Raw genomic sequence first — 26,000 nt, 5'->3', positions numbered from 1 at the left:
GAAGAGAGCCCGTGGAGTCTCTACGATTTATCAATAAAGAATGTTATCATTGGTATAATGACGAGATTCCATCCTTCTACGCACTGCGTGCTTCGGCGGGACAGGCGCCACCTCTTAAGGGAGGTGGCTCTGAATGACGGTTCTCAAGATTTCTATTTTTCAGTGGCTTGTATTATTTTGAAATTATCCCTTGCAATTTGGTGTTTCATATATTATAAATGGGAGTCAAATTCAATTAAGCCTTTAAAAATGAGGAACGTTATGAAAGAGAATACGCATCCAGCCTACCATGAAATCAATGTGATTTTAACAGATGGTACAAAAGTAAAAATGAGAACAACTTGGGGTAAACCAGGCGATACAATGACATTAGAGATTGATTCTTTGTCACATCCTGCTTACACAGGTCAGCATCGTGTGATTTCATCAAACCAAGGTAACGCCTTCGAAAATCGTTTTGGTGGCTTGAAGTTCTAAGAGTTTACGTTTGTTTTGTAAAGTTTAAATCACTCAGTGGATTAATCTGCTGAGTGATTTTTGTTATGAGGGGCTATATGAAGATTTTTTTATAGCCTTATTTCTTTGTTATATCCAGAATAGATGATATGTACTATCGTCATCGCGAGGAGCGTTAGCGACGTGGCGATCTTCTCTTTCAAATCCATAAGATTGCCACGCCGGTCTCCGACCGGCTCGCAATGACGAAGAACTTTCATCAAGATTTTTGACTCTTTCATACCTGACAATGGTGAGGGTTAGAAACGCATTTATGTCGTTCTTCCATCATATCCTTCTAATGTGTTATTCTGAGTCGTTTGAATCTAATCTTGAGTTATTTTCCTGACTCACTTAAAATAAGAACGATCAACCCGGGGGAAAATACTTTACATGACATCAGCCAATAAATGGATAATCCTCTTTTTGAGTCTTATTTTACTCATTTCTTTCATTGCTTTGGGTTCTTTTTATGACTTTATGCGTTCGGGTCCATTGCCAGAAGATCGGATCACTCTGATTGAAAAGGGTGAATCGATCCATGAAATGGCAGATCAGCTCGAATCTGCTGGTGTTATTCGGGATGCTTTTTTATTCAAAGCCTATGTTGCGCTGTCTCAAAAACATAAATCATTACGGGCAGGTGAATATCTTTTTCCATTAAAAGCAAGCTATCAAGAGGTGGTTGATATTTTGGTGAAGGGCGAGTCTATTGTGCATCAATTGACTATTCCAGAAGGGCTTACAATGCGCGAAATTTTCAATCTTGTTGAGGCTGCGGAAAGGCTTTCAGGCGTTTTGCCGACACCTTTACCTGATGAGGGTGAGCTGATGCCTGAGACTTACAATTACACCTATGGTGATACAAGATCTGATATGGTATTGCGTATGAAGAAGGAGATGGTAACATTTTTTGATAAGGCCTGGGCCATGCGTGATCAGAGTATGATGTTAACGACAAAGGAGGAAGTTTTAACACTTGCCTCGATTGTTGAAAAGGAAACAGCTTTACCGATTGAACGGCCATTGGTTGCGGGTCTTTATTTAAATCGACTGGCGATTAAAATGCCTTTGCAGGCTGATCCAACCGTTGTTTATGGTCTAACGGAAGGTAAGTTTGATCTGGGTAGAGATTTGACTTTGATAGATTTGAAAGATCTGTCTCCTTACAACACTTATGTACATGCGGGCTTGCCGCCAAAGCCGATTTGTAGCCCGGGTAAAAAATCAATTGAGGCTGTGTTGAATCCAGAAAAGAGTGCTTATCTCTATTTCGTTGCAAACGGTGAGGGCGGTCATGTCTTTGCTGTGACCTATGATGAGCATCTCAAAAATGTTGCAAAGTGGCGTGTGATTAAAAAGACTCAGGCTCAAGAGGCGGCGAGTACTCCTCTGGCTCCTTAGTATTGAGCATATCTTTTAGTAATGCTACGCTTTTATCTTCTCCAATAAATCCTTTTTCTTTTGTGGTTCTGGCTTGTAGGATTAATAAAGCTGTTTCAATGTCAAGAAGTCGCTTATATTCTATATCGGATATCATCGGGCTATTACCTTTTAAGGATGTTTTGTGCCGCGCTCGTAGGTAAGCCATGGCGTGAGGATAGATTCCCGATCCATTGCCGTTTTGATATTGGCAAGCAGGTCAAATTTGACAGGCCAATAATCAGCATTGAGAACCCAAGGTCTGACGTAAAAATGAACTGCATTTTCATCAAGACGTCCAACGACAACATCTGGTTTAGGATCGGCTAAGATGCGAGGATCTTGCGCTAAGATATCCAGCAAAATATTTTGAACCGTTTTGATGTTTTCTTCGTAGCTAACAGCGATTTCAATATCCACACGACGGGTTGGCTTTTTGCTATAGTTGATAAGATGGCCCGAAATCATTTGGCTGTTAGGGATGATAATTTCTCGATTATCCTTTGCGATGAGGGTTGTGGTGAGAATACTGATTTCTTCAACTGTTCCTTCTATATCTGCGACTTGAATAAAGTCATCAACCCGGAAGAATTTAAAGATTACAATCATAACACCAGCGGCAAAGTTAGAAAGTGAATTTTGTAAGGAGAGACCGATAGCAAGACCAGCAGCGGCGATGGCAGCAGCCATGGACGTTGTATCGATTCCTATCTTGCTTAAAGCAGCAATGACAATAAAAGTGTAGCAAAGAGCTTTGATAATGTTGGTTAAAAAAGACCGGATACTGCTTTCAATTTTTGCTTTCTTTAAGACCTTTTGGGTGAACATATTGACAAAGCGCACGCAATAATAACCAATAACAAGGATCAGAATTGCATAGAAAATGCGGTTGGCGTAATCAAAGCCTTCATTATATAAAAAGTCTGAGACATAAGGAGGAACAACGTTATCCTTAATTTCAGCTAAATTCATGACTTGCTCCTAAGGCAATTTTAAGGCCTGTTGATTGAAGAATATTCTATCGTCTTGTTTTCTTTAATTTATAGGTTGTTAAGAGGAAAATTGCAAGTGCAAAAAGATTGATGCCTAATCCGTCGACTGTGAAAGGGATTGAGGCATCGTAGGCGATCCAGGAGTCAAGCCCGACATTCCATGAAACGTTAAATGCTAAATTTGTTTTGACGGCATCAATGATTTGCTTTTCGTAAGTGACAAAAAGAGGCAGCATCAGGCCAAGCTTATAACCCACAAATCCAAGATTAAAAGCGGGGATTTGGATAAGGCAGAAGTATTTGACAATTTGAAGATTGATCCGTTTTTCAGGCAGAAAATGGAAAAGGACGAAATAGAGGAGGGGCAGCCCGAGGGTGATGAGAATTTCACTTAAGTACTGATTAAGAAAGACGTTCGTTTGATGATTCATATAAACGTTCACGAGAACAGATGTCACAATACTCAAAGCAGCAAGAAAGTCAATCAGCGCAACAACTTTAATCCAAAAGAAAGGGGATGTTTTATTCGCTTTGAAATTCAAAAAGATTTTTTTCATGAAAAATTGTCCTTTATGTGATTTAATCGCTTTATTCATTATTAGATTAGATTGAGCGCTATGAAACTGTCAATCTGATAAAATAATTCTGCATTTTTCTCTGGTGTTTCTATGTGAATATTGAGTAAAATATCATAAATAAAAAATAAATAGGATTAACGTATGAGTATTATCCGTCTTGGAGATCATAAAATATTTGCTAAAGGGACGCCTGCGCAATATTTAAAAGGCACCGTAATTCTCGAATCTGGTAAGGTATCACATCGTATTTATTTGCTGAAAAAAGGTGTTGTCTCGATTGTTGATTCAACAGGGCGTAAAATTGAATATTCAAAACCACTTAGCCTCTTTGGATGGGAGTCTTGTTTTTTTGATGAGCCGAATACCTACACCATTACAACTGAGGATCATTGTCACTTTGTTGTCCTAACGAAGCAAGAGCTCGATGAGGCTCTTTTATCAAAAAGTGATGAGATTCGTCGCCTTTCTTTTTATAGCTTTCAGACCTCAATGGATTTGTTCTGCCAATTCTCAAACAAGGAGTTGCCAGTTTTAACCATTCAACATCCAACACCAGAGCAGAAGATTGATCCTCTGCAAGAATTGATTCAGCTCTTTATCAATAATTTTATCACGCATCACCAGACAGCTGAGCTTTTGGATCAGCAAATGAGAACGGCACTGACGTTGTTGGGAACATTTGTGGATGTCGAGCATATTGTTCTCTATCAGTTTGAACGTGAAACAGAAAAATTAATCCCGCAGTATGTTTGGGTGGATTCAGATGATAAAGAGCCTCTTACTGAGGTCATGACCTTGTCAATGGAGGCAACTCCATATTTTTTCAATCGCCTTTTACATATTAATGACGTGATTATTTCGGATAGTCGTAAGGATTTAAAGGCTGAAAGCCAAGATAAGAATGAACTAGATAAAGCGAATGTAACTTCTTGTCTTTTTCTGCCCCTTGCTCATCAGGATGAGTTGTCTTCAGTTCTTTGTCTGGCGACTTCAAAGATGCATGGGAAGTGGGATAATGCCAGGTTATCTCTTTTAAAGATGTTGCATGCTATTTTAGAGCGTGAAATTGAGCGGATCCAGAAAGATATTGAGCTCGAAAAAATACGCCCTGTTGATAAAATCACAGGTCTGCCAAACCGGAATTTCTTTTTGAGTCTTTTGAAGACCGCCTTGAACACAACAGCAAGGTCTCGTAAAAAGGCAGCTGTTCTCTTTATCCATCTTGATTATTTTAAAAGAAACTACGGTCATTATGGCAAGTTGATTCAGAATAATATTATTAAAGCTGTTGCTGATCGGTTTCAAGAGTTGGATCGGAAGGGTGATATTCTTGGTCACTTTCATGAAGATGAATTTGTGTTGGCGTTGACAGGACTTTCTCATAAGAACGATGCCAGAATCATCGCAAACCGGCTTGTGGATGTTTTAGAGATTCCGGTTGATGTGATGGCTAAAAGCTACCATGTTGCAGCAAGTATTGGCGTTTCCATCTATCCAGATCAAGGAAAAACACCGATTGAATTGGTAGAAATTGCTGAAGAGGCAATGTATCGTGCATCTGATATAGCGGGAACATCTTATGTTTTTGCAGAACCTAGAAGGCCTTTTTTATCTGAAGTTTATGAGAAGATTGAGAGTGAGATTAAGTTTGCTGTTAAAAATGAAGGAATCTTGACTTATTTTCAGCCAATTTTGGATTTGAAAACAAAAAGAGTTGTTGGGGCAGAGGTTCTGTCACGTTGGCACAAAAAAGACGACTCGATTGCCTTGCCTGAAGAGTTTTTATCCATTTGTGAGCAGAGTGGATTGATTGTTCAGCTCAGTGAAAAAATATTGAAAGACACATGTCATAACATGGTTGAATGGCAAAAGGCTGGTTACGAGTTAAATGTTTCGTTAAATGTGTCGATGAGGTGGTTGGTTGATCAGAATTTTATTACGATTATTCGCGAAACAATTGAAGAATATGGCATAAAACCCGAATTGCTGAGCATTGAGTTGACGGAAGGTATTTTGCTGAGAGATATAGATAGGGCTCAAGAGATTTTGGGTCAGTTGAGGGATATTGGCGTTAAGCTTTGTCTTGATGATTTTGGCACGGGGTATTCATCTTTATCCTTCTTGCATCAATTGCCCATTGATACAATTAAGATTGACAAGCAATTTATTCATCATTTGTCAGATCAGCATAGTACAGCTCAGCTTGTAAAGGGGCTGGTTAAGTTAGGCCATGAGCTTGATATGACCATTATTGCTGAGGGCATTGAGACTGCAGAGCAAGAAAAGTTCATGCTTGATGCCGGTTGCTTGTATGGGCAAGGATTTTTTTATCATAAGGCGATGCCAGCACTTGATTTTTCAAAACTTTTATCGTTAAATACAAAACGATAATCTTTTTGATGATATGGAATTAAAAATGGTCGATGTTTTTGCATTTTATAAATTTGCTGCAATTCAGGATAAGGTTGCTTTAAAATCGCGTATGGATGAAGCTGTTCAGCATTTGGCTGTTACAGGGACAGTGCTTGTTGCAGATGAAGGTGTGAATGGGACAATCGCGGGCGATGCAAAGGACCTACGCTTTGTTCTTGAGGCGTTAGGAGTGTTAGGTGGTATCGGAGAGATACCTTATAAAGTGTCTTACGCAGAAACAATGCCTTTTCATCGGATGAAAATTCGTTTAAAGAAAGAAATTGTCACGATTGGAGATTCATCTGTTCGGCCAGATAAAGTAGTTGGCACTTATGTTGATCCAGAAGATTGGAATGATTTGATTCAACAGGATGATGTTTTCATTCTGGATACGCGTAATGATTATGAAGTTGAAATTGGGACCTTTAAAGGAGCAGTTGATCCAAAAACCACAACTTTTCGTGAGTTCCCTGACTATGTTCAAAAGAATCTTGATCCAAAAAAGCATAAGAAGATTGCCATGTTTTGCACAGGCGGTATTCGGTGTGAAAAAGCAAGCTCATATATGCTGCAGCATGGTTTTGAGGAGGTCTATCACTTGAATGGTGGTATTCTGAAATATTTGGAATGCGTAGATTCTGAGAAAAGCTTGTGGGAAGGCGATTGTTTTGTCTTTGATGGCCGTGTTTCAGTGAAGCATGGGCTAGAGCTTGGTGATTATGAAATGTGTTTTGGGTGTCGCCATCCATTGACACAAGAGGAAATGACTTCAGAACATTATGTACAAGGTGTATGCTGTCCGAAATGTCACAATAAGACAACGGTTGACAAGAAAATGAGTGCTGAAGAAAGACAAAAGCAAATTGAATTGGCTCATAAAAGACAGGCTGAACATTTAGGTCCTAAGGCTCAGGTGCGCTCAAAGGTGAAAAATCACCAAGTGAAAACGGTATAGTTGAGGTTAGGGTTAGTAAGAGAATGGAAAATAATCAAAATAATAGCGAAGATGGCGTTTTTAAGGAAGAGTTTATTGACGCCGTTAAATTATTACCGATCGCTGCTTATAGTGCTTATGCTCATATTAAAGGACGATATAGACGAACAACGTTAGGTCCTTTTTGGCTCACAATTAGTGCGGGTATAACCATATTAATTCTTGGATTAATATGGGGTAGTGTTTTTGGTGCCGATCTGAATTCTTTTTTCCCTTATGTTACGGTTGGATACATTACCTGGGGCTTGATTTCTTCTCTGATTTTAGAGGCGCCATTATTTTTCTTTGAGCAAGCAATGGTGATGAGAAATGTGAAGTTACCAATATTTTATTATGTCTCGTCATTTCTCATTAAAAATTTGATTGTTTATGCGCATAATTTTGTGATTATTATGTTTGTCATGATTGTTTTTCAAGTCCCGATCTTGCCTCAAACATTTCTCTTTATTCCAAACTTCCTGTTGCTCATTCTTATTGGGTATTTTTGTGTGGTTATATTGGGTATGCTAGCCTCTCGGTTTCACGATCTACACCCTATGGTGAATTCAGTGACGATGCTGATTTTTCTGATGACGCCTATTCTGTGGCAACCTTCAGCGATCGTTGGGAAAAGAGCAATCCTGGTTGAATTCAACCCATTCTTTCACTTTATTGAATTAATTCGTGCTCCTTTGTTAGGTAAAGTTCCAACCGTAACGAATTATGCCGTTTCTATTGTTTTATTAATTGTAACAGCTGTTGTTTCTATTTATTTATTAAAGAAATATAGACATCGTCTGGTTTATTGGGTGTAAATAAATGACACATATTATTGCCGAAAATCTCTTTCTTGACTATCCAATTCATAACCATCAGACCCAGAGTTTAAAAAAGAAATTCTTACACATGGTTGCGGGGGGGCGCATTAGCCAAGAATCAGGATCTTGTTTTATTGTGAATGCATTGGATGATGTGTCTTTTAAATTTGAAGAGGGGGATCGCGTTGCTCTCATTGGCCATAATGGTGCAGGGAAGAGCACTTTGCTGAAAGTTTTAGCTGGCATTTATAAACCAACAAGGGGTCGTCTTTTAAGCAAGGGATCTTTGGCTACCTTATTTAGTACGACGGTTGGTTTGGGCGTTGATATGACCGGCTATGAGAATCTTTTTCAGATGAGTTTGTTTAGAACAAAGAATATTCAAGAGACGCGTCGCAGGATGGATGCAATTGCAGAATTTACAGAACTGGGTGATTACTTAAATATGCCCGTCAGGACGTATTCTGAGGGGATGAAGATGCGCCTTGGCTTTTCTGTTGCAACAGATAGAGCGCCTGACATCTTGTTGATTGATGAAGTTTTTGGCGCGGGTGATAAAAAATTTATGGATAAATCGAAGCAACGCATGGCTGATTTTATGCATGAGTCAAAAATTTTAGTGATGAGCACTCATGCTGACCAACTGATCCATGAATTTTGTAATAAGGCCATTTTGTTGAAAAGGGGAAAGCTCATTGCAATAGATAGTGTGGATGCAATTTATCGCTATTATTACTCTGAAGCCTATGAGGCGATTTAATGTTTTTGGGTTAAAGGGTGGTGATTAGCAAGCCAAGGAGGTCATCCAGAGCCAAGTGCTCTTCACTCAATGTAAGATAAATTAGTACCATCACTCAGAGCCCTCCTTTTGGAGGGCGTGGAGTCTCTGCAGTTTTCAATAAGCATTGCGTTAACTGTTGATTTATTGAGATTCCACGCCACCTCCTAATGAGGTGGCTCTGAATGACGACTATCTAAATTAAAAATCGTAGTTGATGATGGAGAGTAAGCAAGATTAATATGATGCCATTTTTAAAAATAGGCTGTGATAAAATTACAACAAATGAAAAAAAAGTCATATAAAAAATCAAACTTCTATTGTTGAATGCTTAAAACCCTCTGTAAACTGATCCTGTCAAACAAAGATTTGGCAATTTTGTATACCAAAAATGGAAAAACAAAAAAAGACGTCAAAAATAAACAGGAGACAAAATGAAAAAGTTAAATAAAAAAATTTTGCTCGGAACAACAGCTCTCTTTGCATCAGCATTGATCGCTACAGTTGCTGAAGCAAAACCTAAATTAGATATCGGTGGTTATGTTCGCTTCCAAGCTGGTTTCTTCAACGATAAATTTGCTGAAACAAATAACCGTGACTTCCAAACAGAATCACAAATTGCTTTCAAAGCAAAAGGTGTTGCACAAAATGGTCTAGAATATGGTGCAGAAGTTTACATGAATGCATCAACAGATGATGGTAAAGATGGCATTTTTAATTCAGATGTTGTATTCATTTGGATGGAAAACAGATGTGGTCGTCTAGAGCTCGGTGATAGAGACGGTGCAGCTGACAAAACAGCTTACTACACAAAAAGAATCGGTTTCGGTCAAGCAGTTGACGGTGACTACGAAGATTGGTTAAATGTAAACAGTCGTTCATCAGTTGGTCCAAAAGCTATGGATTCAGCAGAAAGCACAAAAATCACAGTTTACATGCCACGTATGTATGGTTTCCAAGCTGGTCTTTCATATGCACCTGAATTTAACAAAGGTGAAGGCGTTATCAGAACAAAAACTCATGCAACTGCTGTAACAGCTGGTGCAAGAGACTATGTATCTCCAAATGATGCTTCAGTTGTGAATGGTCTTGCTGGTAATATCAACAAACAAGAAAACTACCTCAAAGGGAACTTCAAAGATATTATCGAACTCGGTGCAAACTACCTCACAAGATTTGATGATGTTGAAGTTAGACTAAGCGGTGCTTATGTTTGGGGTGAAGACAAAAATGCTAGCGCAGCTTTAGCTGGTGAACGTCGTGACATCAGAGCATGGCATGTTGGTGGTCAACTAGAATGGATGGGTTGGACACTTGGTGGTGGTTACGTTGATAACGGTAAATCAGCACAAAACAAAGCTGCAAATCTTAGAAAAGCTGATCGTAATGCATGGAACGTTGGTCTTGCTTATGAAAATGGACCATGGGCTGTATCTGCAAACGCTTTGTTTGAAGATTTAGGCGGAAGCTCTAAAGATGGTAAATACACATCATATGGTATTGGTGGTCAATACTACCTAGCACCAGGTATCAAAGTAGCTGCTGATCTTGTTATGTTTGAGCGTAAGTTCAATCGAAATAATATTCCAACAGGTAATACAGAGCCTACTCTGAATCTAACTGGTGGTAATAACAAAGACAAAGGTTATGTTGGTATCATTGGTACACAACTTGACTTTTAATCTGAGTTAAGACTTATAATGAAAACGGCTAGGGTAACCTAGCCGTTTTTGTTTTTTTTGCGTGTATGAGGAATATACACACCGATGGCGAGGAGCGTGGCAACATTTTGAATATAACTTTAGTTATGAACCTCATTCAACTTTTTATGAAGCGGCTCTGAAGCCAAAATCGAATTCACTTTTCAGATGACTGATAATTTGCTATACTGAACACATTCTTAAAAGATGATCGTCCGGGATGAGTAAGAGGAAAAATATAGATGCCAAAAAAACAATGCGATTCAAAAGCAGATTCTGAAACTGACGCCGTAGTGCAAATCAAACACAGTCTCTCATATCCTTTAAAGCGCATTGTTATTAAAATTGGCTCGAACCTTTTTCTCGAAAGAAAAAGCAATCACATCAAAAAGTCATGGTTAGAGTCTCTTGCGAAAGACGTATTGTCCTTGCGCCAACAAGGTGTTGAGGTTATTTTGGTTTGCTCTGGCGCGATTCGCCTTGGTAAAAATACACTTATGGGAGCCTCTGTTGATACAAATTTAGATGATAAGCAAGCAGCAGCAGCCATTGGCCAGGTTGAGCTTATTTCTATTTTCCGCGATGTTTTTGAATCTTATCAGATGAAAGTCGCCCAAATTCTGTTAACGGTTGAAGATACCGAAGTGCGCAGACGAAACTTAAATGCGCGAGCAACATTCATGGCTTTATTGCGTAATGGTGTGATTCCCATTGTGAATGAAAATGATACAGTGGCAACAACTGAAATCCGCTCTGGAGATAATGACAGGCTCTCTGCACGGATTGCTCAGGTTGTGTCCGCTGATCACTTGTTTCTTTTATCCTCAAAGATTGATGGTCTTTATAATCAAGATCCAAAGGAAAACGAGAATGCAATGATTATTCCTGAGATTGGTGGCAATGCAACGGCTGTTCTATCGCAATTTAAATCGGCCTATAAGGGGAAGCAAACAGGTGTTACAAGCAAGATAGAGGCTGCAACGCACGCAACGCAGTCTGGTTGTTCTGTTATCTTGTCAAAAGCCTTAGATGCAGGCTCATTAGGCGCCCTTGTATTTGGTGACAAGAAATTAAAAACGATTTTTAAAGCTGCTATCTCTCCGACGCAGGCCCGGCAGAACTGGATTGCTGCCCATTTACTGTCGTCTGGAAGTCTTGTGGTTTCAAGTGCAGGACAGAAGATGATTGAAAAGGGCCAAGGACTTTTGCCGAAGCATGTTGTCTCAATCAATGGCATATTTCAGCGTGGAGAACTTGTGAGTATCATGAATCAATTTGGAGACGAGATTGGCCGCGGTCTCTCAGCCTATTGTTGGAAAGATGCTGTGCGAATTAGAGGGGCTGATGGTGTTTCTCTTTTGAATCAGCTTGGTTTTGGTGGGCGTGATGAAATTATTCATATGGATGATCTGATTTCATTCACAGTCCAAAATATTCCAACCGTTCACAGCCCAGGTGCTGCAGTATAATGATAATAACGGGGACAAAAAAAATTGGCCTATTAGGTGGATCTTTCAACCCACCACATCAAGGTCATCTACAATTGTCATTAAAGGCTCTTCGGATTTTGGATCTCGATGAAATTTGGTGGATTCCAACAGATATCAATCCACTGAAAGAAACATCATCTTTTATGACAAGGGCTGAAAAAGATCAGCATATCGATAGAATGATTCTTGCCTCTAAGGGTAAAATCAAGCTTTGTCCAAAAAGTGCTATGAGTCCAAGTCCTTATACTTATGATCTTGTGAGTCATATCAGGTCTCTTTATCCGCATGATCATTTTATTTGGCTGATGGGAGCGGATAATTTCATCCAGTTGCCAAAGTGGTATCGCTGGAAAGATCTGATGAAGCTCATCCCTTTCTTTGTTTTTGGAAGACCCTCATATACCAAAAGAGCAGTTTCCTGCGCTGCAGCTGAGCAGTTTAGACCCTATCAAGTTGAGGAATTTCAATTTCGGTTCTTGCCTCATTTGGGTCCAAAATTTTGGGGATTCACAGATCAACTTTTTTTGCCCGATTCGTCAACGCAACTCCGCCGATTTTCGTAATTAATTGATATTAATATTTTTTTATTTCAATTTTTAATTAAATATGCTATTATTTAATTATCAAGAATTTTAAGAAGGAGAAAAGTCATGGCACCAATTGAAAAGATAACAGGTCGTGAATCCGTTATTAGCACTGATGACGTCAAAACAACAAAAAATGTGAGTGTCATTGAAGATGAGGTGACATTAAGAATGCAGGATGCCGATTCAGTTAAGGAAACTGATCTTGAAGATCACGAAGTGAAGGTCTTTACAAAAACAAAAGAGCTAGGTCAGGTTTTAAAAGAAATTTCAGACTTGCGAGATGAATTGTTTGACAAATTAGAAAAGAGTCAGGAATTCACCCCAACTGAGATGAAGCTTTTCGCAGAAGAAGCTTTGGGTAAAATTGATATATTGGAAGACAAAGTGAATAAGACAATGAAAGATCAGCCGATTGGCGTGATCAGAGCTTTGAAATCTATTATTAATTTCTTTCGCAGTTTGTTTATGGAAATTGAAAAAAATCCATCACAGAGTGATTTAAAAACGCTGATGTCTTTTTTGAATGAAGATAAGGGCGTATTTAAGGGTGTATTTGATGAGTTTGCGAGACTCGAAGATTTTAAAAAGGAAGGTCCTTCAACTGAAGAGTTTGAGGCTTTGCGTCAAGAATCTAATGAAAAAAGTGCAGAGTTAGAGTCATTAAAGCAACGGCTTTTAGCTGCTCAAAAAGCATTCGATGAATTGAAGGCTTTAAATGACCAACCTGTTGAGGCGCCCAAAGAAGCTGTGGTCTCTCAAGAAGGAGAACCTGTTGTGTCAGCTTCTGCACCTCCGCCACCGCCGATGCCAGGTATGGGAAATGCGCCACCACCACCACCAATGCCAGGTATGGGCAATGCACCTCCACCGCCTCCAATGCCAGGGGCAGCACCACCAAAAGCACCACCACCTCCAGCGATGCCGGGTGCTAAGAATAAAGTGGAAAAAGCAGCTGAGCCTGTAAAGCCTCCTGAACCAAAAGTGATTTTAAAAGAAGATGAAAAGCGTTATGGATCAATGGATATCAGCAAATTTAATGAGGCTTTTAAAAAGGCGATGGATGAAAAGCTTTCGGAATTACTGAAAGCAAAAGGTGTTCGTGCTGATTTTAAAGTGGTCTCAAAAGTTATGGGTGAAAAGCTCAAATTACTTCCACCGCCACAAGGGAATATGTCTGAGAACGAGATGAAAGGCAAGATGTCGATAGAGAAAGATGCTTTTGCTGAGGCCTTCTTTGATGTAATCTTTAAGCAATTCTATGAAGGTATCCCTGCAAAGCCCTTGACTGAAGAGATAGGCGATGAAATCGGGGACATTATAGAGGCGATGTATAACTTTATGGGTCCGTTTAAAGACCAAGGCATTAAAAAGTTACATGATGATTTTGATGTAAAGCAAGAAAAGAAAGCTGAAAGAGCCAAGGTTGCCCCTGTTGCTAAGCAACAGCCTGTTGATCGGGGTGATCCAATGGATGCGATTAAAGCAGCGCTTGCAAAAAGGAATCAGACATCGAAGATGCCTGAAGCTAAAGACAATAAAGAAACTGTTGTTGATCAAGCAAAAGCTCAAGCTGAGCACCAGAAGATGAAGCAAGCTGCGCTCGCACGGTTTAAGAAGCCTAAAGCGTAGAGAAAGTTGATGGTTTAAGTATTGACTTAATGTGGGCCGTCACTCAGAGGGCTCTCTTGAGAGAGCCCGTGGAGTCTCTGTGATATTACAATAACCACTGTGTTAAATTTTTGGATTGCTAAGATTCCACGTCATCCCTTAAGGGGATGACTCTGAATGACGATTGTTCAAATTTCTTGCTACAATAATCAATTTATAGCCTCTTTTTGTCTATCACTCCACCATCTTAAGCCAATCGGCCTCGCTAATGATTTGAATGCCCAGCTCTTGGGCTTTCTTTGCCTTGCTCCCTGCATCAGATCCGCAGACAACAATATCTGTATTGGCTGAGACGGATGAGCCAACTTTAAAGCCAAGCTCTTTTGCCTTTTCTTTTGCCTCAGAGCGGCTCATTTTCTCGAGTGTGCCTGTGAAAACAATCGTTTTACCACTATAGGCCGTTTGTTCTTTGGCTTTGATTTCAACATCTAATATCGTTACATAAGAGCATAGTTTTTCGATCAAGGAAAGGTTATGAGACTCTTTAAAGAAATCGATTAACTCATCTGCCATTGAAGGTCCAATCCCATCCATATCGTCTAATTTTTGGAAAGAAGAAGAGGTTTTATCTTGAGCTGTGATCATCTCTTGTTTGAAGTGTTCAAAACTTAAATAAGTCTCAGCGAGCATTTCAGCTGTTGTTTTGCCGATTTGACGAATGCCAAGTGCATAAATGAAGCGGTCGAGCTTGACCTTGCTCCGAGCCTCGATAGATTCAATGAGTTTTTGTTCAGAGCGAACGCCCCAACCTTCCCGGTTGCGTAGCTCTATCTCGCCAGAGGCAATTCGCTGCGGTAGCGCAAAAATATCGGATGGGTCTTTTAAATAGCCTTCAGCATGAAGTTCAACAATGGTGCGTGCGCCAAGGCCTTCAATGTCAAAGGCATCGCGCGAGACGAAGTGCTTGAGTCTCTCAACGATTTGTGCATCACAAGTAAGACCGCCTGTGCATCTGCGCACAGCTTCACCAACAGGGCGATGGGCGTAAGAGCCGCAAACAGGACAATGATCTGGAAAGTGATAAGGTGCCTGGCGCTCTGGATTTTCTTTGTTAAGAACGCTCACGATTTGGGGAATCACATCGCCAGCGCGTTGAATGATGACGAGATCTCCCTTGCGGATATCTTTCCGGGCAATTTCATCTTCATTATGGAGTGTAGCCCTTGAGACAATAACGCCGCCCACATTGACAGGTTCTAATTCAGCAACAGGGGTGAGAGCTCCTGTGCGGCCGACTTGAATGGTGATATCGCGAATATGTGTTTGCGCTTGTTCTGCTGGTAATTTCCAAGCAATTGCCCAGCGCGGAGAGCGCGTGATAAAGCCAAGACGTGATTGCAGCGCTAAATCATTTACCTTCAGAACAATGCCATCGATGTCATAGGAGAGCTTTGAGCGGTTTTCTTGAATGTAATTGTAATAGGCCTTAATGTCTGCTATAGAGCGGCAAAGTTTGACAGGGCTATTTAAGACAAAGCCCATGGCCTCTATTTGGGCGCGTGCATTCTCAAGTGTTCCTGTGAAAGGTGGATTCACATCACCCCAAGCATAGGCGAAGAATTTCAGAGGTCTTTTGGCCGTGATGCTTGAGTCTAGCTGTCTCACTGAGCCTGCAGAGGCATTACGGGGATTGGCAAAGGATGGCTCTCCTGAGGCTTTGCGCTGTTCATTTAAGGACAGAAAATCATCTTTATTCATATAGATTTCGCCCCTGATTTCAATGCGGTCAGGGACGGATTTGCCAGATAAATCATGAGGAATGTCTTTGATGGTTTTGATATTTGGCGTGATGTTCTCCCCAGCCTCGCCATCACCGCGTGTTGCGCCAACTTGAATATGGCCTTTTTCATAGAGAAGATTCATGGAAAGGCCATCAATCTTTGGCTCAGCCATGATTTCAACGGGGGCATCATCAGGCAGGTTCAAAAAACGGCGGATGCGGCTTAAAAAGCCTTCAACATCTTCATCCGAAAAGGCATTGGCGAGCGAAAGCATCGCAACAGAATGAGTATATTTTTCAAATGACTCAAGCGGCGCTGCACCAACAGAATGAGCAGCTTTTATGCCAGCTTCAGCAAGATCAGGAAAAGTATGGAGAATTGTATCAAGGCGTTGACGTAACTTATCGTAGTTAGCATCTGTGATAACAGGCTGATCAAGGCCGTGATATTGCTCATCATGATATGAAATTTCATCAGAGAGAGACTCGGCTTCAATTTTAGCTTGATAGGCAGAGAGCTCGCTCACATTAAGATGCCGAAATGGAGATGCTTTGGGCAGAGAAACAGTCATCTCAATTGATCCTCTTTGTATCACGCCATTTGTTTTTCGAGCTTAATCGGCAGATGCTTGCGAATTGACAATTCTTTGAGTCTGTCATCATCAACAGCAGAAGGCGCGCACATGAGTAAGTCTTCAGCCTGCTGGTTGAATGGGAATAGAATCACTTCGCGGATGTTTGGTTGATCAGCAAGAAGCATCACAATACGGTCGATCCCTGGCGCTGATCCACCATGAGGTGGTGCTCCATAACGGAAAGCAGAGAGCATGCCGCCAAATTTCTCTTCAAGGACATCTTGACTATAGCCAGCAATTTCAAAGGCTTTGATCATTATTTCAGGCTTGTGGTTTCGGATAGCACCTGATGAGAGCTCAACACCGTTACAAACAATATCATACTGATAGGCTTTGATGGTGAGTGGATCTTGTGTTTCAAGAGCTTCAAGACCGCCTTGTGGCATTGAGAATGGGTTGTGGCTAAAGTCAATTTTGCCTGTTTCATCATCGCGTTCATACATCGGGAAGTCCACAATCCAGCAGAAACGGAACTCATTTTGAGCGATCAGATTCAAGGATTCGCCAATTTTGGTTCTCGCTTTGCCAGCAAGCTCACAGGCTTGTTTTGGCATATCGCACACAAAGAAGAGCGCATCATCAGCTTTAAGGGCAAAACGCTCAGAAAGAATCTGAATGACTGGTGCAGGTAAGAATTTAGCAATCGGTCCTTTACCGACAAGAGCGCCATTTTCTTCTGCAAATGTAATGTAACCAAGACCAGGAGCACCAAGTTCACGTGCCCAATCATTGAGCTTATCAAAATAGCTGCGTGGCTCAAGTCCTGCTTTTGGAGCAGGAATACCGCGGACTACGCCTTTTTTCTCAATCACAGATTTAAAAGCTTTGAATTCCACATCATCGCGGGCAAAAAGATCTGTAATGTCTTGAATGATGAGTGGGTTTCTGAGGTCAGGTTTATCGTTACCATATTTCAGCATTGAATCATCGTACGAAATGCGTGGGAAAGGCGCTTTGGTCACAAGAGCAGGGACCTCTCTGCGAAAACCAGCAAACTCTTCAAAAACACCAGCAAGAACAGGTTCGATTGCTGCAAAAACATCTTCTTGTGTGACAAAGGCCATTTCAAAGTCTAGCTGATAGAATTCACCAGGAGATCTGTCAGCTCTTGCGTCTTCATCTCGGAAACAAGGTGCAATTTGGAAATAGCGGTCAAAGCCAGAGACCATCAGCATTTGTTTGAATTGCTGGGGTGCCTGTGGCAATGCATAGAATTTACCTGGATGGAGACGGCTTGGCACCAAGAAGTCGCGTGCGCCTTCAGGGCTGCTAGCCGTGAGAATTGGTGTTTGGAATTCCATAAAGCCTTGTGCAATCATTCTTTGGCGCAGTGAGCTAATGACAGAGCTGCGCAGACGCATATTTTCTTGCATTTGTTTACGACGAAGGTCAAGGAAACGATAGCGCAGGCGTGTTTCTTCACCAACTTCTTCATCAACGCCAACCTGAATGGGCACAATATCAGCAGCGCCTTGAACAATGAAATCATCGATAATGACTTCGATGTGGCCAGTTGAGAGCTTGTCATTAATGGTCTCTGGTGCACGTTTAACAACCTTACCTGTAATGGTGATCACGCTTTCAATCCTTGTTTTCTCGCAAAGAGAAAAGTGTGGGTTGCTTTGTTCAATAACGCACTGTGTCATGCCGCGATGATCTCTAATATCGATAAAAAGGACATTACCGTGATCGCGCTTGCGGTTGATCCAGCCAGAGAGGCGAATCGTTTGATTTTCGTGCGCAAGGCCTAATTCATCACAAAAATGTGTTCTATATTGATGCATTTTCATTCCTTTTCATTCATAGCAATATTCTAAATATAAGATAATCTGCCCCATTTTAGAAAATTTTTCAATCACAAATAAAAAAATCGACGAATATCATTTTTAATCAAATATGATTCAAATATGATATATAATAAATTTATGAATTAAAAATGAAAAGGAGGAATCAATGGCTATTGATAGACCAACAATTGGGAAAAATCTTTTTTTGGCGGCAGATCATCGAGATTTAGATTTTACTCAAACCCTCATTTGCGCGCGTTCCCTTGTGACTGAATTGCAGAAAAAAACTGGAGATCTCAAGGAGATTCTAATAAAAATGTCACCAGCTGCTAGAGAAGAGAAGATTCAGCAATGGGATCAAGTCGTTATTCGCGGTCTATATGAAAAATTAGGTCATGCCTTGCTTGAGCTAGAGCATTTGAAATTGCGATGTGAAGATTCTTTTGTTGCGCGTCAGGTTCATTCAGAAAACACGCCCTATTTTGATATTCTCTCTTTGGTTGACTTTATTGAAACAGATGATGAGAAGGTAAAGCAGGCCATATATCTTGAGATGCAAACTGTCTCAGAAACTTATCCAGAGCTTAGAATTACAGAGCATCAGTGGTATCAGGTGCTTGAGTGTTTGCGTGAATTGGTTGCCACGATGGAACTCGAAAGAAAGGCCGAATTCGATTACAAGCAAATGAAAGAGCAGCATAGTTTTAACGATTACCGCGTTCACCTTGAATACTTTAAAGTGAAAAAAACAGCCCAGCAAGTGTTTGAAGTTGAGCAACGATTGCATCATCTGATGAAAAGAATCGATCAAACAAATAGTATGAAATCAGCATAGGGGGATAAAGAATGGTTTATGACGGGTTAGATGTTGAAAAGCTTAAATCTTATCAAGAATTGGATGTGTTGATTCAGAAGGTGAAGCTAGCCATGGAAGAAGTGAGTCGGCTTCAACATACCAATGCAGATGGATTTGTTTCCGATTTGACTGAACCCGAAAAAAAGACGCTTAAAAAGCTGATTTCAACTGAATTCAAACCGTTTGCTGAAGAAATAAAAGAAGTCAAAAAAAAATTACGATAGGGTCTAACCTAAAGAAAATAATTGCTTTCCAAGGCTTGATCTGCTATTTATTAGATTGTATTTTTATTATATTTAATAAATAGGTGGAAATAGCCAATGACTCATTTTGAAAATTCTATATTGCCTCATTTTGCGAATCAAATTATTGTTGATGGCAATTTATCGGCTGAAGATATTCACTCTTTAGTTCTAACTTCGAAAACCTTTCACGCTGTGATAACAGATTCAGCTCGTGCGCAGTCTTTATGGCAGAACGCTTTGCCTTATGCATCAGCTTTTTTGTTTAATCGCATTGTACGCGTTTATACGCAGGCGTCAGCAGACAAGAGTGTTATTTCTTATTATCGTGTTCACTCAGAAAATAATCGCCAATTTGTACGAAAAGTAGCTATTGAATCAGGAAATCCAGCACTTATGGTTTCTCAAGAAGTGAAAGCTTTTTATGATCGTCTCATAGCTTGCTATGAAGAAGGGAGGATGAACAGTCTTGATGATTTTCTATTGTTTGAAGAAAGACATGGGAAAGATTTTCCGGATAGCCTTTATGAAAGACTTTTGAATGAAAGAGATTTTGAAAATGACAGATTCGGGCCATATCAGATTAATCTTGCGCTTGAAGTCTTGTGGGGTAGCATGCGGTTTAAATCGGAAAAGGTAAGAGAGGACCAAGTTTTTGAGGTCTTGATTCGAGCGATGGTGATTGCTCTGAAGCAACTGCCATTAGGTATAGATGAACTGCCATCCCTGTTTTATTTGCTAGAATCTGGTTTTAATATAAATTTTTCATACACATTACAGTTGCTGAATAAAGTTTGGAATTGGATGCCGGACGGAAGATTAACATCTGTCCATTTAGCTGATGGTATTTTGGAAGCTGTTAAATTTTTTCATCTCTTTGAGTCTGGTCTTATGGCTCCTACAAATGTTGTGTTTAATGGTTATGTTCATTTTGGTCCAATAGGTCAAGTGACCGATGAGCAGAAAAATCGTCTCGAGCAATCTATGGTTGAGTTGTTAAACCTGCCTGACTTTTCATTGAAAGCTTTTAATCAGTCTGTTTCGGTAGATGTTAAGCATCGAGATGCTGAGGTTTTGATCAAACAATTACAGCTTTTTATCACGATGATCAAAGAAGGGTATCTTACTTTTCAAATTTTAAGGCAGGGCTATTGTATAGTTCAGGGAAGGCCTTTCCTTTTATCCTATTGTACAAGTGGTCTTTTGACGGCTTTGAGGGAAAAGTTACTTGATTTCAGCGATGCAGATGAAGATTTTTTTAAGAAGTATCCTTTCTTTTTTCAGTTAGAGGATTTGCCTTCACAAAGATCCTCTAAGAATCTTCAGCAGTTGGGGAATGTTTATTTAGATTTTTGCCGCCTGTTAAAAGAGCAGCGGTTGTTAGAAGAGTACAGGAACGCCTATGATGATATTTTTGATAATCTTTTTTCAAGGATACTTCATAAGTATAAATTTGAAGATGCACAAGCATGTTTTGATGCTTATGGTCGTTTTGATCGAGGAGAAGAGTTCGATGAAGAGCTAAGGCCTTTTTTTGCTTCGGTTAAAAGAGAAGAGTGGACAGGGAAAAATCTTTTGGTGGCCTATAAAGAGATGTGTGTAGCTGTCGTTCAATCGGTTTCTGAGCGATTAAGGGTAGTTGATGCTGAACTTTATGATTTATATCAAACATCTATGCATTATCGCACCTATTTCCACTCTTTATGTTGCGCTGGCATGCTTCTTATTGAAGAGAAAGACAACTTTTCGAATATAGAATCTTTAGGCGAGCTGTTCTCTCTCATCATTAAAAGAATTGATGAAGGTTGTTCTCTTCTTTTCAATGAAGAACTTTTACACCTTAAGCCTATGCTACTGAGGGGAAACTTTTTTGATTTTATGTGGTGTGTCAAGAGTAGTTCTTTTAGTATAGAAACAATTTATGATGATAAAAGATTTGCTGAGCTTGCTCAGTTGTTTGCAAACTTTGAGCTGTGGGCATCAACTCCTGCATTTAAGCAAGAGATGAAGACATTCCAAGAATTTTTAAACCCTGTAAATGCTCTCAGCCACTCTAGAAAAGTTCTTTGTGAGGCTTCTTTAAAATATGGTATTAAGCAATGGCCTACATATATTGTTCTTTTTGGGATGGATCATTTGCAGCGACAGGCAGAATTGTCTTTGGTTCTGCAAAAGCCAGAGTCAGCTGATCTTTATAGAGATATTATTGGTCATGCCCTTAGAGCTTTTACGTCTGTCTTTGATGAAAGGTCAAGCTCTGATCTCGTGAATTATTTGATAAAGAATGGCTCGTTGCTGAAAGTAACCGTTTTGATGGCTCATGGGCTGATGACAAGGGAGCAGTATTTACAAATTCTTTTTGCCTCGATGCGATTATCGATTCTTTCTCGCACAAGAGGGCGTATGTGGATTTCTGACTGTAATCTTCATATCTATAGTATTTTTGTGCAATTGATGACCAAAGTCTTTGACTATGTTCTCAAGGATCAACTCATTGATTACGAAAAATGCTTCCATAAAATGGAAACAGACCTTAGATTGAGAGAGGATGAACCTCCAGAGGTGGCAGAAGGTGAAATGGGTGAGTAAGGACGACAGGACAGCAGTTTTTGAATGTGACTTTGATGAAAGATCAGTAATCTCGTTGATTGTAGATCAGGATCAATTTGATGCTTTCATTGAGAAGATCATTGATGAAAAGCCTACCTATCTTGCAATTGATACTGAATTTGAAAGGCGCCATAGTTATTATCCTCATCTCTGTTTGATTCAAGTTGCTTTCCCTAATTATGAGGTTTTTCTGATAGATCCTTTGGCAAAGAGAATTGATCTTTCGGGGCTGGTTCCTATTTTAGAGCGAGATGATATCTTAAAGATTTTTCATGCGCCTAGCCAAGATCTTGAAGCTTTTCTCACTTTTTTTAAATGCTTGCCAAAGCCAATTTTTGATACGCAAATTGCTGTCAGATTTTGCGATATCACAGATCAGTACGAGATTTCTTACGCGAATTTGGTGGCTCTTTTGTGTGAGAAAGTACTTGATAAAACATATCAGGATGCCAATTGGCAAGTAAGGCCTTTGCCGAAAGAACAGCTTGTTTATGCAGCGCTCGATGTAATTTACTTGATCGATCTTTATGGCATGCTCATCCAGAAGCTTAAGGATTGCGGCCATTTGGATAAGGCTCATGAGGACTCACAACTGTTGCTCTCAGCGCAAAATTTCCAAAAAGATCCCCATTATCTCTTTACACAATTTATGAAAACAAGTCAGAAGAAGCTTGTCGATGTGCCAAAATCATTGATTTATTGTCTTTTGATTTGGCGTGAGAAAACAGCAGCGCAAAAGAATGTGCCAAGAGGCCATTTGATTTCAAATGATGAGATGGTCAAAATTTTGCTCCAAAGGCCAAAGACAGTTTCAGATTTAGAAGCGATTATGAAGCGCGATTTGCTTGAAGGGCTTGCAATTGTTGAGCTGATTGCTGAGGCTGATATTGTGTTGCCAGAGGAAGCTGATGAGTCAAAAAGCTCAGACCTGTCGCATCATGATGTCAAAAAGCTCATCGATCTTTTAAAGCAGAAGCGCTCAGACGTTGCGCAGCAACTGAATTTAAATGAGCAATTGATTGCAACAATGAATGATATGAAGAAATTTATCGTCTCTGATAAAGAGGAGCAGATTGCTTTTCTCTCTGGCTGGCGCCGTCCTCTTTTTGGAGAGGCTGCCCTTGAGATTAAAAAAGCAGGGGTTTAAGGGGCTAAGTCTCTGGTTTTTCGCTTCTTGCGATTGTAAGATAAATAGTTCGGTCACTCAGAGGGCTCTCGAAGGAGAGCCCGTGGAGTCTCTGGGATGCATCAATAGGAATTGTCTTGTGTTTAGTATTGCTGAGATTCCACGTCGCCTCTTAAGGAGGCGACTCTGAATGACGATTCTTTGAATCAAAATCATAGTTGATGACGGAGTTATGTATGTTTTCTGAATGGTACAAATAATTTGGAATAGCAGCGGTTCTGCTTGACAAATGAATAATTTTATTATATATTTCATTCATTGTAAATTTTATTTTTATACCATTCTATTATTGAGGTTATCATGTCGCATATTTCACAAATCAATTCAACCGATCAAGTCAATCCAGTTCCTTTAGAAGCTGAATCACCAGAGGTGCACCTTATCCGTAAGGTGTGTGAATCTGTTGGTATTGAGATTCAAGAGGATATTATCTATCTTTATCAGCGTGAAACTGAATTGGCACTAGAAACAGATTATGATTTGCTGCTCACAATTTTAGAGGAAAGTGATGATGAAACTGAGCTGAAGGGAGCTCTTGTTCACCTTGCTTTAAAGGCTTTTAAGGGTGATTTAGGGGCATCGGATATACTTGTTGAGTATTATGTTAAGGGCCCGCAGCGAGATTTCCCAAAGGCAATCTATTTCTTCAAAATAGCAATGCAGTATCACACATGGGATATGAATCAATATCCTCTCATTGATTCAATTTTAATCACTGTTGTTGAAAGCATGTTCAAAAATGCGAGAACGCCAGAGGAAAGAAATTATCTTCATGAGGTTGAGGCGATTCTAGCTGATTATGCAAACAAAGGATTTTCGGATGTAAAGTTTCATCTTGCGCTTCTTTATTTATTGGGTGGAGCTGTTCCTCAAAATTTGGATCGTGCTTTTCAGTATTTTCAGGAACTATGGGCTGTTGATTTAAGAGAGAGCGCTGAGGTTCAAGATGAAAAAAATGAAACTGACTTTTTTCTTGATCTCTTATTGACAAAAATAATGGATCTTGCCAAAAGAGGGAATGAACAAGCAAAGCAGGTTATTGCACAGATTGCAGAGCTAGAAACGACACCACAGCGCCAATCTTTCTTTCAAGTATTAAACAATCAATTCCATAACCCTCGCTTTTCTGATGTGGAAACACTGGATCACAATCCAGATTATTTGCACTTGATTGGTGATTTGAAAAAATTGAAAAAACTTGCGGATGCTGGAAATCCCAAAGCCTGTCTTTATACAGCTGAATCCTATTTTGAGGCTGCAGGTGATTCAGAGACTGAAGAAATTAAACGTGCTTATTTGTGTACGGCGATTGATGGCGGTGAGCTGGAGGCTCTTGTTCATTTGTTTTATAACTTGGATTCATTGGATGATCAAATGCTTTGCAAATTTCAAAATTGGCTTGGTGATGATTTTACAATCGCTCGTTTTGAGATGTTGAAAGATATTTGTTCTGGGAATTGGGCGCCTGAGCTTCTATCTGACGAGGGTTGCAAGTTCGCAGCGAGAGAGGCTTATAATCAACATCACAAGGCAAAAGAGATTTATCAAAAAGAAGTCCTTGACGAGCAAGATAAAAAAAGAGCTGATCAGTTTGAAAGAGATGCTTATTTGTTTGCAAGAGTGGCTGTTAATTTTGCAGGATCTAATGAGTCTGCAACTTTTACATTAGCTGAAATTTATGCAGAAGGCAGAGTCGTTGAAAGAAATCTCGAAAAGGCATTTGGATTGTATTTTGAGGCAATGGGGGGAATTGTAAGTGAAAGAATTCACGATTTTGCGCCGAACTTTCTAAGATCAGATAAAAATTCGCCATTCGATGAAGCTGCGCGCCTTGCAGCAATCGTAAAGCTCGAAGCTCTTGCAGAAACATGTAACCCTGGTGAACGGGGTGTACATTTTACGCTTGGCTGCATTGCTTTGCAGGATGAGCAAAATTTCGAAAAGGCCTTGAGTTATTTCAGGTTTGCTGTGAGTGCCTATTTATTTGTTCCATCTATTCGCCGTCTCTTGACCTTTAAAGGCTCTTATGAAAAAGTTGCCTTTCGTCTGATTGAGGAATCTGTTGCAAGAGCGAAAGCAGGTGATCTAAGGATGCTCAACGACGTTATGCTGGTTGCTCTTTGCAGTATAGAAGAGGATGCAATGCTTTCGGGTTATTTTTATAAACTGATTAATGATCTTTTATCATCGAGTCTTGTCTCTCTAGAAGCGGGAGAGCCCTATGCGCTTGTACAAGTGTATTTGATCAAAGAAAAATTATCCCCCATTACTCTGAAGAATCTCGAGCCTGAATACATAAAGAAAGCTCTCTATGCAGTCGAAAATTTATATGACGTCGCTCTGACAGGTGATCGCAAGGCATTTATTCAATATTACCATTATTATGAGGAACGAGGATATGTTGATGCTCCAGGAGGGAATATCGAAGAGATAATTGAAAATGTTTCTTTGCCTGATAGAAGATTAGCTCATGAAGGTGATTTAGCAGCTTTATCTAACTTTATCTCTCTTATAAATGATTGCCCTGGTATAGAGAGATGTTCTGCTTTTCAAAAATCGTTGAACTTAATTATTGCGAACTTAATAAGCTATTTGGTCCCTCATATTCAAAATGGACAGCGAGATTTTGGTGATCTATTAACGATCATTCAAATGCTTGATGAAAAGGGGATGAGTTTTGAAGATGTGCATAATGTTGCCATAGAGCTTGCAGAAGGGAATCATGAGCTGCATTTGAGGCTTGGCTTCTTTTATGCGCGTACATCAAAATCTCAAAATATTGAGCGGGCCAAATTGTGTCTTGAAGATGCTTTCGTTTTGACAGGGCATCGTGTGGAAGACAGAGAGGCTCTGGTTCAACTCTATCTTGAGTCTCCTGTAGAAATGCGTGGACGATATGCCTTATGTTTTCTGGCTTCTTATTATTTAGGTAGTGTCGACATTTAATTTTTTTTATGATATACTGAACTTCTAATAATAAGAAAAGGAGTTGAAAGTTGTATGATTTAAGGGATGACCAATGGGAAGCAATTAAGGATAGCCTCCCAGGAA

General features: G+C 39.9%; 19 protein-coding genes. 15 read left to right on the top strand and 4 right to left on the bottom strand.

Annotated features, from left to right (window positions below):
• Positions 1–261 precede the first annotated feature (261 nt).
• Positions 262–477, top strand: a complete 216-nt coding sequence (gene rpmE, locus KBF71_02285) for a 50S ribosomal protein L31 (protein ID MBP9877146.1) — start codon at positions 262–264, stop codon at positions 475–477.
• A gap of 411 nt (positions 478–888) precedes the next feature.
• Positions 889–1,899, top strand: a complete 1,011-nt coding sequence (mltG, locus tag KBF71_02280; GenBank protein MBP9877145.1) for an endolytic transglycosylase MltG — start codon at positions 889–891, stop codon at positions 1,897–1,899.
• Between the two features lie 150 nt (positions 1,900–2,049).
• Here mltG and KBF71_02275 read toward each other — a convergent pair whose 3' ends face one another.
• A complete protein-coding gene (locus tag KBF71_02275) occupies positions 2,050–2,889 on the bottom strand; it encodes a mechanosensitive ion channel (GenBank protein MBP9877144.1) in 840 nt (279 codons plus the stop codon).
• Positions 2,890–2,935: 46 nt separating this feature from the next.
• The gene (locus KBF71_02270) at positions 2,936–3,466 is read right to left on the bottom strand and encodes a hypothetical protein (GenBank protein MBP9877143.1); all 531 of its coding nucleotides are present in this window, start codon (positions 3,464–3,466) and stop codon (positions 2,936–2,938) included.
• Between the two features lie 162 nt (positions 3,467–3,628).
• Here KBF71_02270 and KBF71_02265 point away from each other — a divergent pair, with 162 nt between their 5' ends.
• From KBF71_02265 to KBF71_02230, 8 genes are all read left to right on the top strand, one after another.
• A complete protein-coding gene (locus KBF71_02265) occupies positions 3,629–5,878 on the top strand; it encodes an EAL domain-containing protein (GenBank protein ID MBP9877142.1) in 2,250 nt (749 codons plus the stop codon).
• 25 nt (positions 5,879–5,903) lie between these two features.
• Positions 5,904–6,854 carry a rhodanese-related sulfurtransferase gene (locus tag KBF71_02260; protein ID MBP9877141.1) on the top strand — a complete coding sequence of 317 codons (951 nt, stop codon included), beginning with the start codon at positions 5,904–5,906 and terminating at the stop codon, positions 6,852–6,854.
• Between the two features lie 23 nt (positions 6,855–6,877).
• Complete coding sequence (locus KBF71_02255; protein ID MBP9877140.1) at positions 6,878–7,687, top strand: ABC transporter permease; 810 nt, start codon at positions 6,878–6,880, stop codon at positions 7,685–7,687.
• 4 nt (positions 7,688–7,691) lie between these two features.
• Positions 7,692–8,450 carry an ABC transporter ATP-binding protein gene (locus KBF71_02250; protein ID MBP9877139.1) on the top strand — a complete coding sequence of 253 codons (759 nt, stop codon included), beginning with the start codon at positions 7,692–7,694 and terminating at the stop codon, positions 8,448–8,450.
• A gap of 452 nt (positions 8,451–8,902) precedes the next feature.
• Positions 8,903–10,150, top strand: a complete 1,248-nt coding sequence (locus tag KBF71_02245; protein MBP9877138.1) for a porin — start codon at positions 8,903–8,905, stop codon at positions 10,148–10,150.
• 260 nt (positions 10,151–10,410) lie between these two features.
• On the top strand, positions 10,411–11,637 hold the full coding sequence (gene proB, locus KBF71_02240; protein MBP9877137.1) for a glutamate 5-kinase: 1,227 nt from the start codon (positions 10,411–10,413) through the stop codon (positions 11,635–11,637).
• Positions 11,637–12,221, top strand: coding sequence for a nicotinate-nicotinamide nucleotide adenylyltransferase (locus tag KBF71_02235; GenBank protein ID MBP9877136.1), 585 nt, complete (start codon positions 11,637–11,639; stop codon positions 12,219–12,221). The genes proB and KBF71_02235 overlap by 1 nt, the downstream gene beginning before the upstream one ends.
• A gap of 87 nt (positions 12,222–12,308) precedes the next feature.
• Positions 12,309–13,874 (top strand): hypothetical protein, encoded by a 1,566-nt coding sequence (locus KBF71_02230; GenBank protein MBP9877135.1) that lies wholly within the window; start codon positions 12,309–12,311, stop codon positions 13,872–13,874.
• A gap of 213 nt (positions 13,875–14,087) precedes the next feature.
• On the opposite strand, the gene ligA is transcribed toward KBF71_02230, so the two are convergent.
• Both ligA and aspS read right to left on the bottom strand, forming a co-directional pair.
• Positions 14,088–16,205 carry an NAD-dependent DNA ligase LigA gene (gene ligA / locus KBF71_02225; protein MBP9877134.1) on the bottom strand — a complete coding sequence of 706 codons (2,118 nt, stop codon included), beginning with the start codon at positions 16,203–16,205 and terminating at the stop codon, positions 14,088–14,090.
• A gap of 20 nt (positions 16,206–16,225) precedes the next feature.
• On the bottom strand, positions 16,226–18,052 hold the full coding sequence (aspS, locus tag KBF71_02220) for an aspartate--tRNA ligase (protein MBP9877133.1): 1,827 nt from the start codon (positions 18,050–18,052) through the stop codon (positions 16,226–16,228).
• A 169-nt stretch (positions 18,053–18,221) separates the two neighbouring features.
• On the opposite strand from aspS, the gene KBF71_02215 reads away from it, so the two are divergent.
• The 5 genes from KBF71_02215 to KBF71_02195 all read left to right on the top strand — a co-directional run bounded on the left by KBF71_02215 (position 18,222) and on the right by KBF71_02195 (position 25,895).
• A complete protein-coding gene (locus tag KBF71_02215) occupies positions 18,222–18,890 on the top strand; it encodes a hypothetical protein (GenBank protein MBP9877132.1) in 669 nt (222 codons plus the stop codon).
• A gap of 11 nt (positions 18,891–18,901) precedes the next feature.
• A complete protein-coding gene (locus KBF71_02210) occupies positions 18,902–19,135 on the top strand; it encodes a hypothetical protein (protein MBP9877131.1) in 234 nt (77 codons plus the stop codon).
• A 96-nt stretch (positions 19,136–19,231) separates the two neighbouring features.
• Positions 19,232–21,742 carry a hypothetical protein gene (locus KBF71_02205; protein ID MBP9877130.1) on the top strand — a complete coding sequence of 837 codons (2,511 nt, stop codon included), beginning with the start codon at positions 19,232–19,234 and terminating at the stop codon, positions 21,740–21,742.
• Complete coding sequence (locus tag KBF71_02200; GenBank protein MBP9877129.1) at positions 21,735–22,910, top strand: ribonuclease D; 1,176 nt, start codon at positions 21,735–21,737, stop codon at positions 22,908–22,910. The genes KBF71_02205 and KBF71_02200 overlap by 8 nt, the downstream gene beginning before the upstream one ends.
• 339 nt (positions 22,911–23,249) lie before the next feature.
• Complete coding sequence (locus tag KBF71_02195) at positions 23,250–25,895, top strand: hypothetical protein (protein MBP9877128.1); 2,646 nt, start codon at positions 23,250–23,252, stop codon at positions 25,893–25,895.
• Positions 25,896–26,000 lie beyond the last annotated feature (105 nt).

The sequence above is a fragment of the Alphaproteobacteria bacterium genome, from assembly GCA_018063245.1.
Taxonomy (GTDB): domain Bacteria; phylum Pseudomonadota; class Alphaproteobacteria; order JAGPBS01; family JAGPBS01; genus JAGPBS01.
This window is presented reverse-complemented; position numbering and strand designations above follow the sequence as displayed.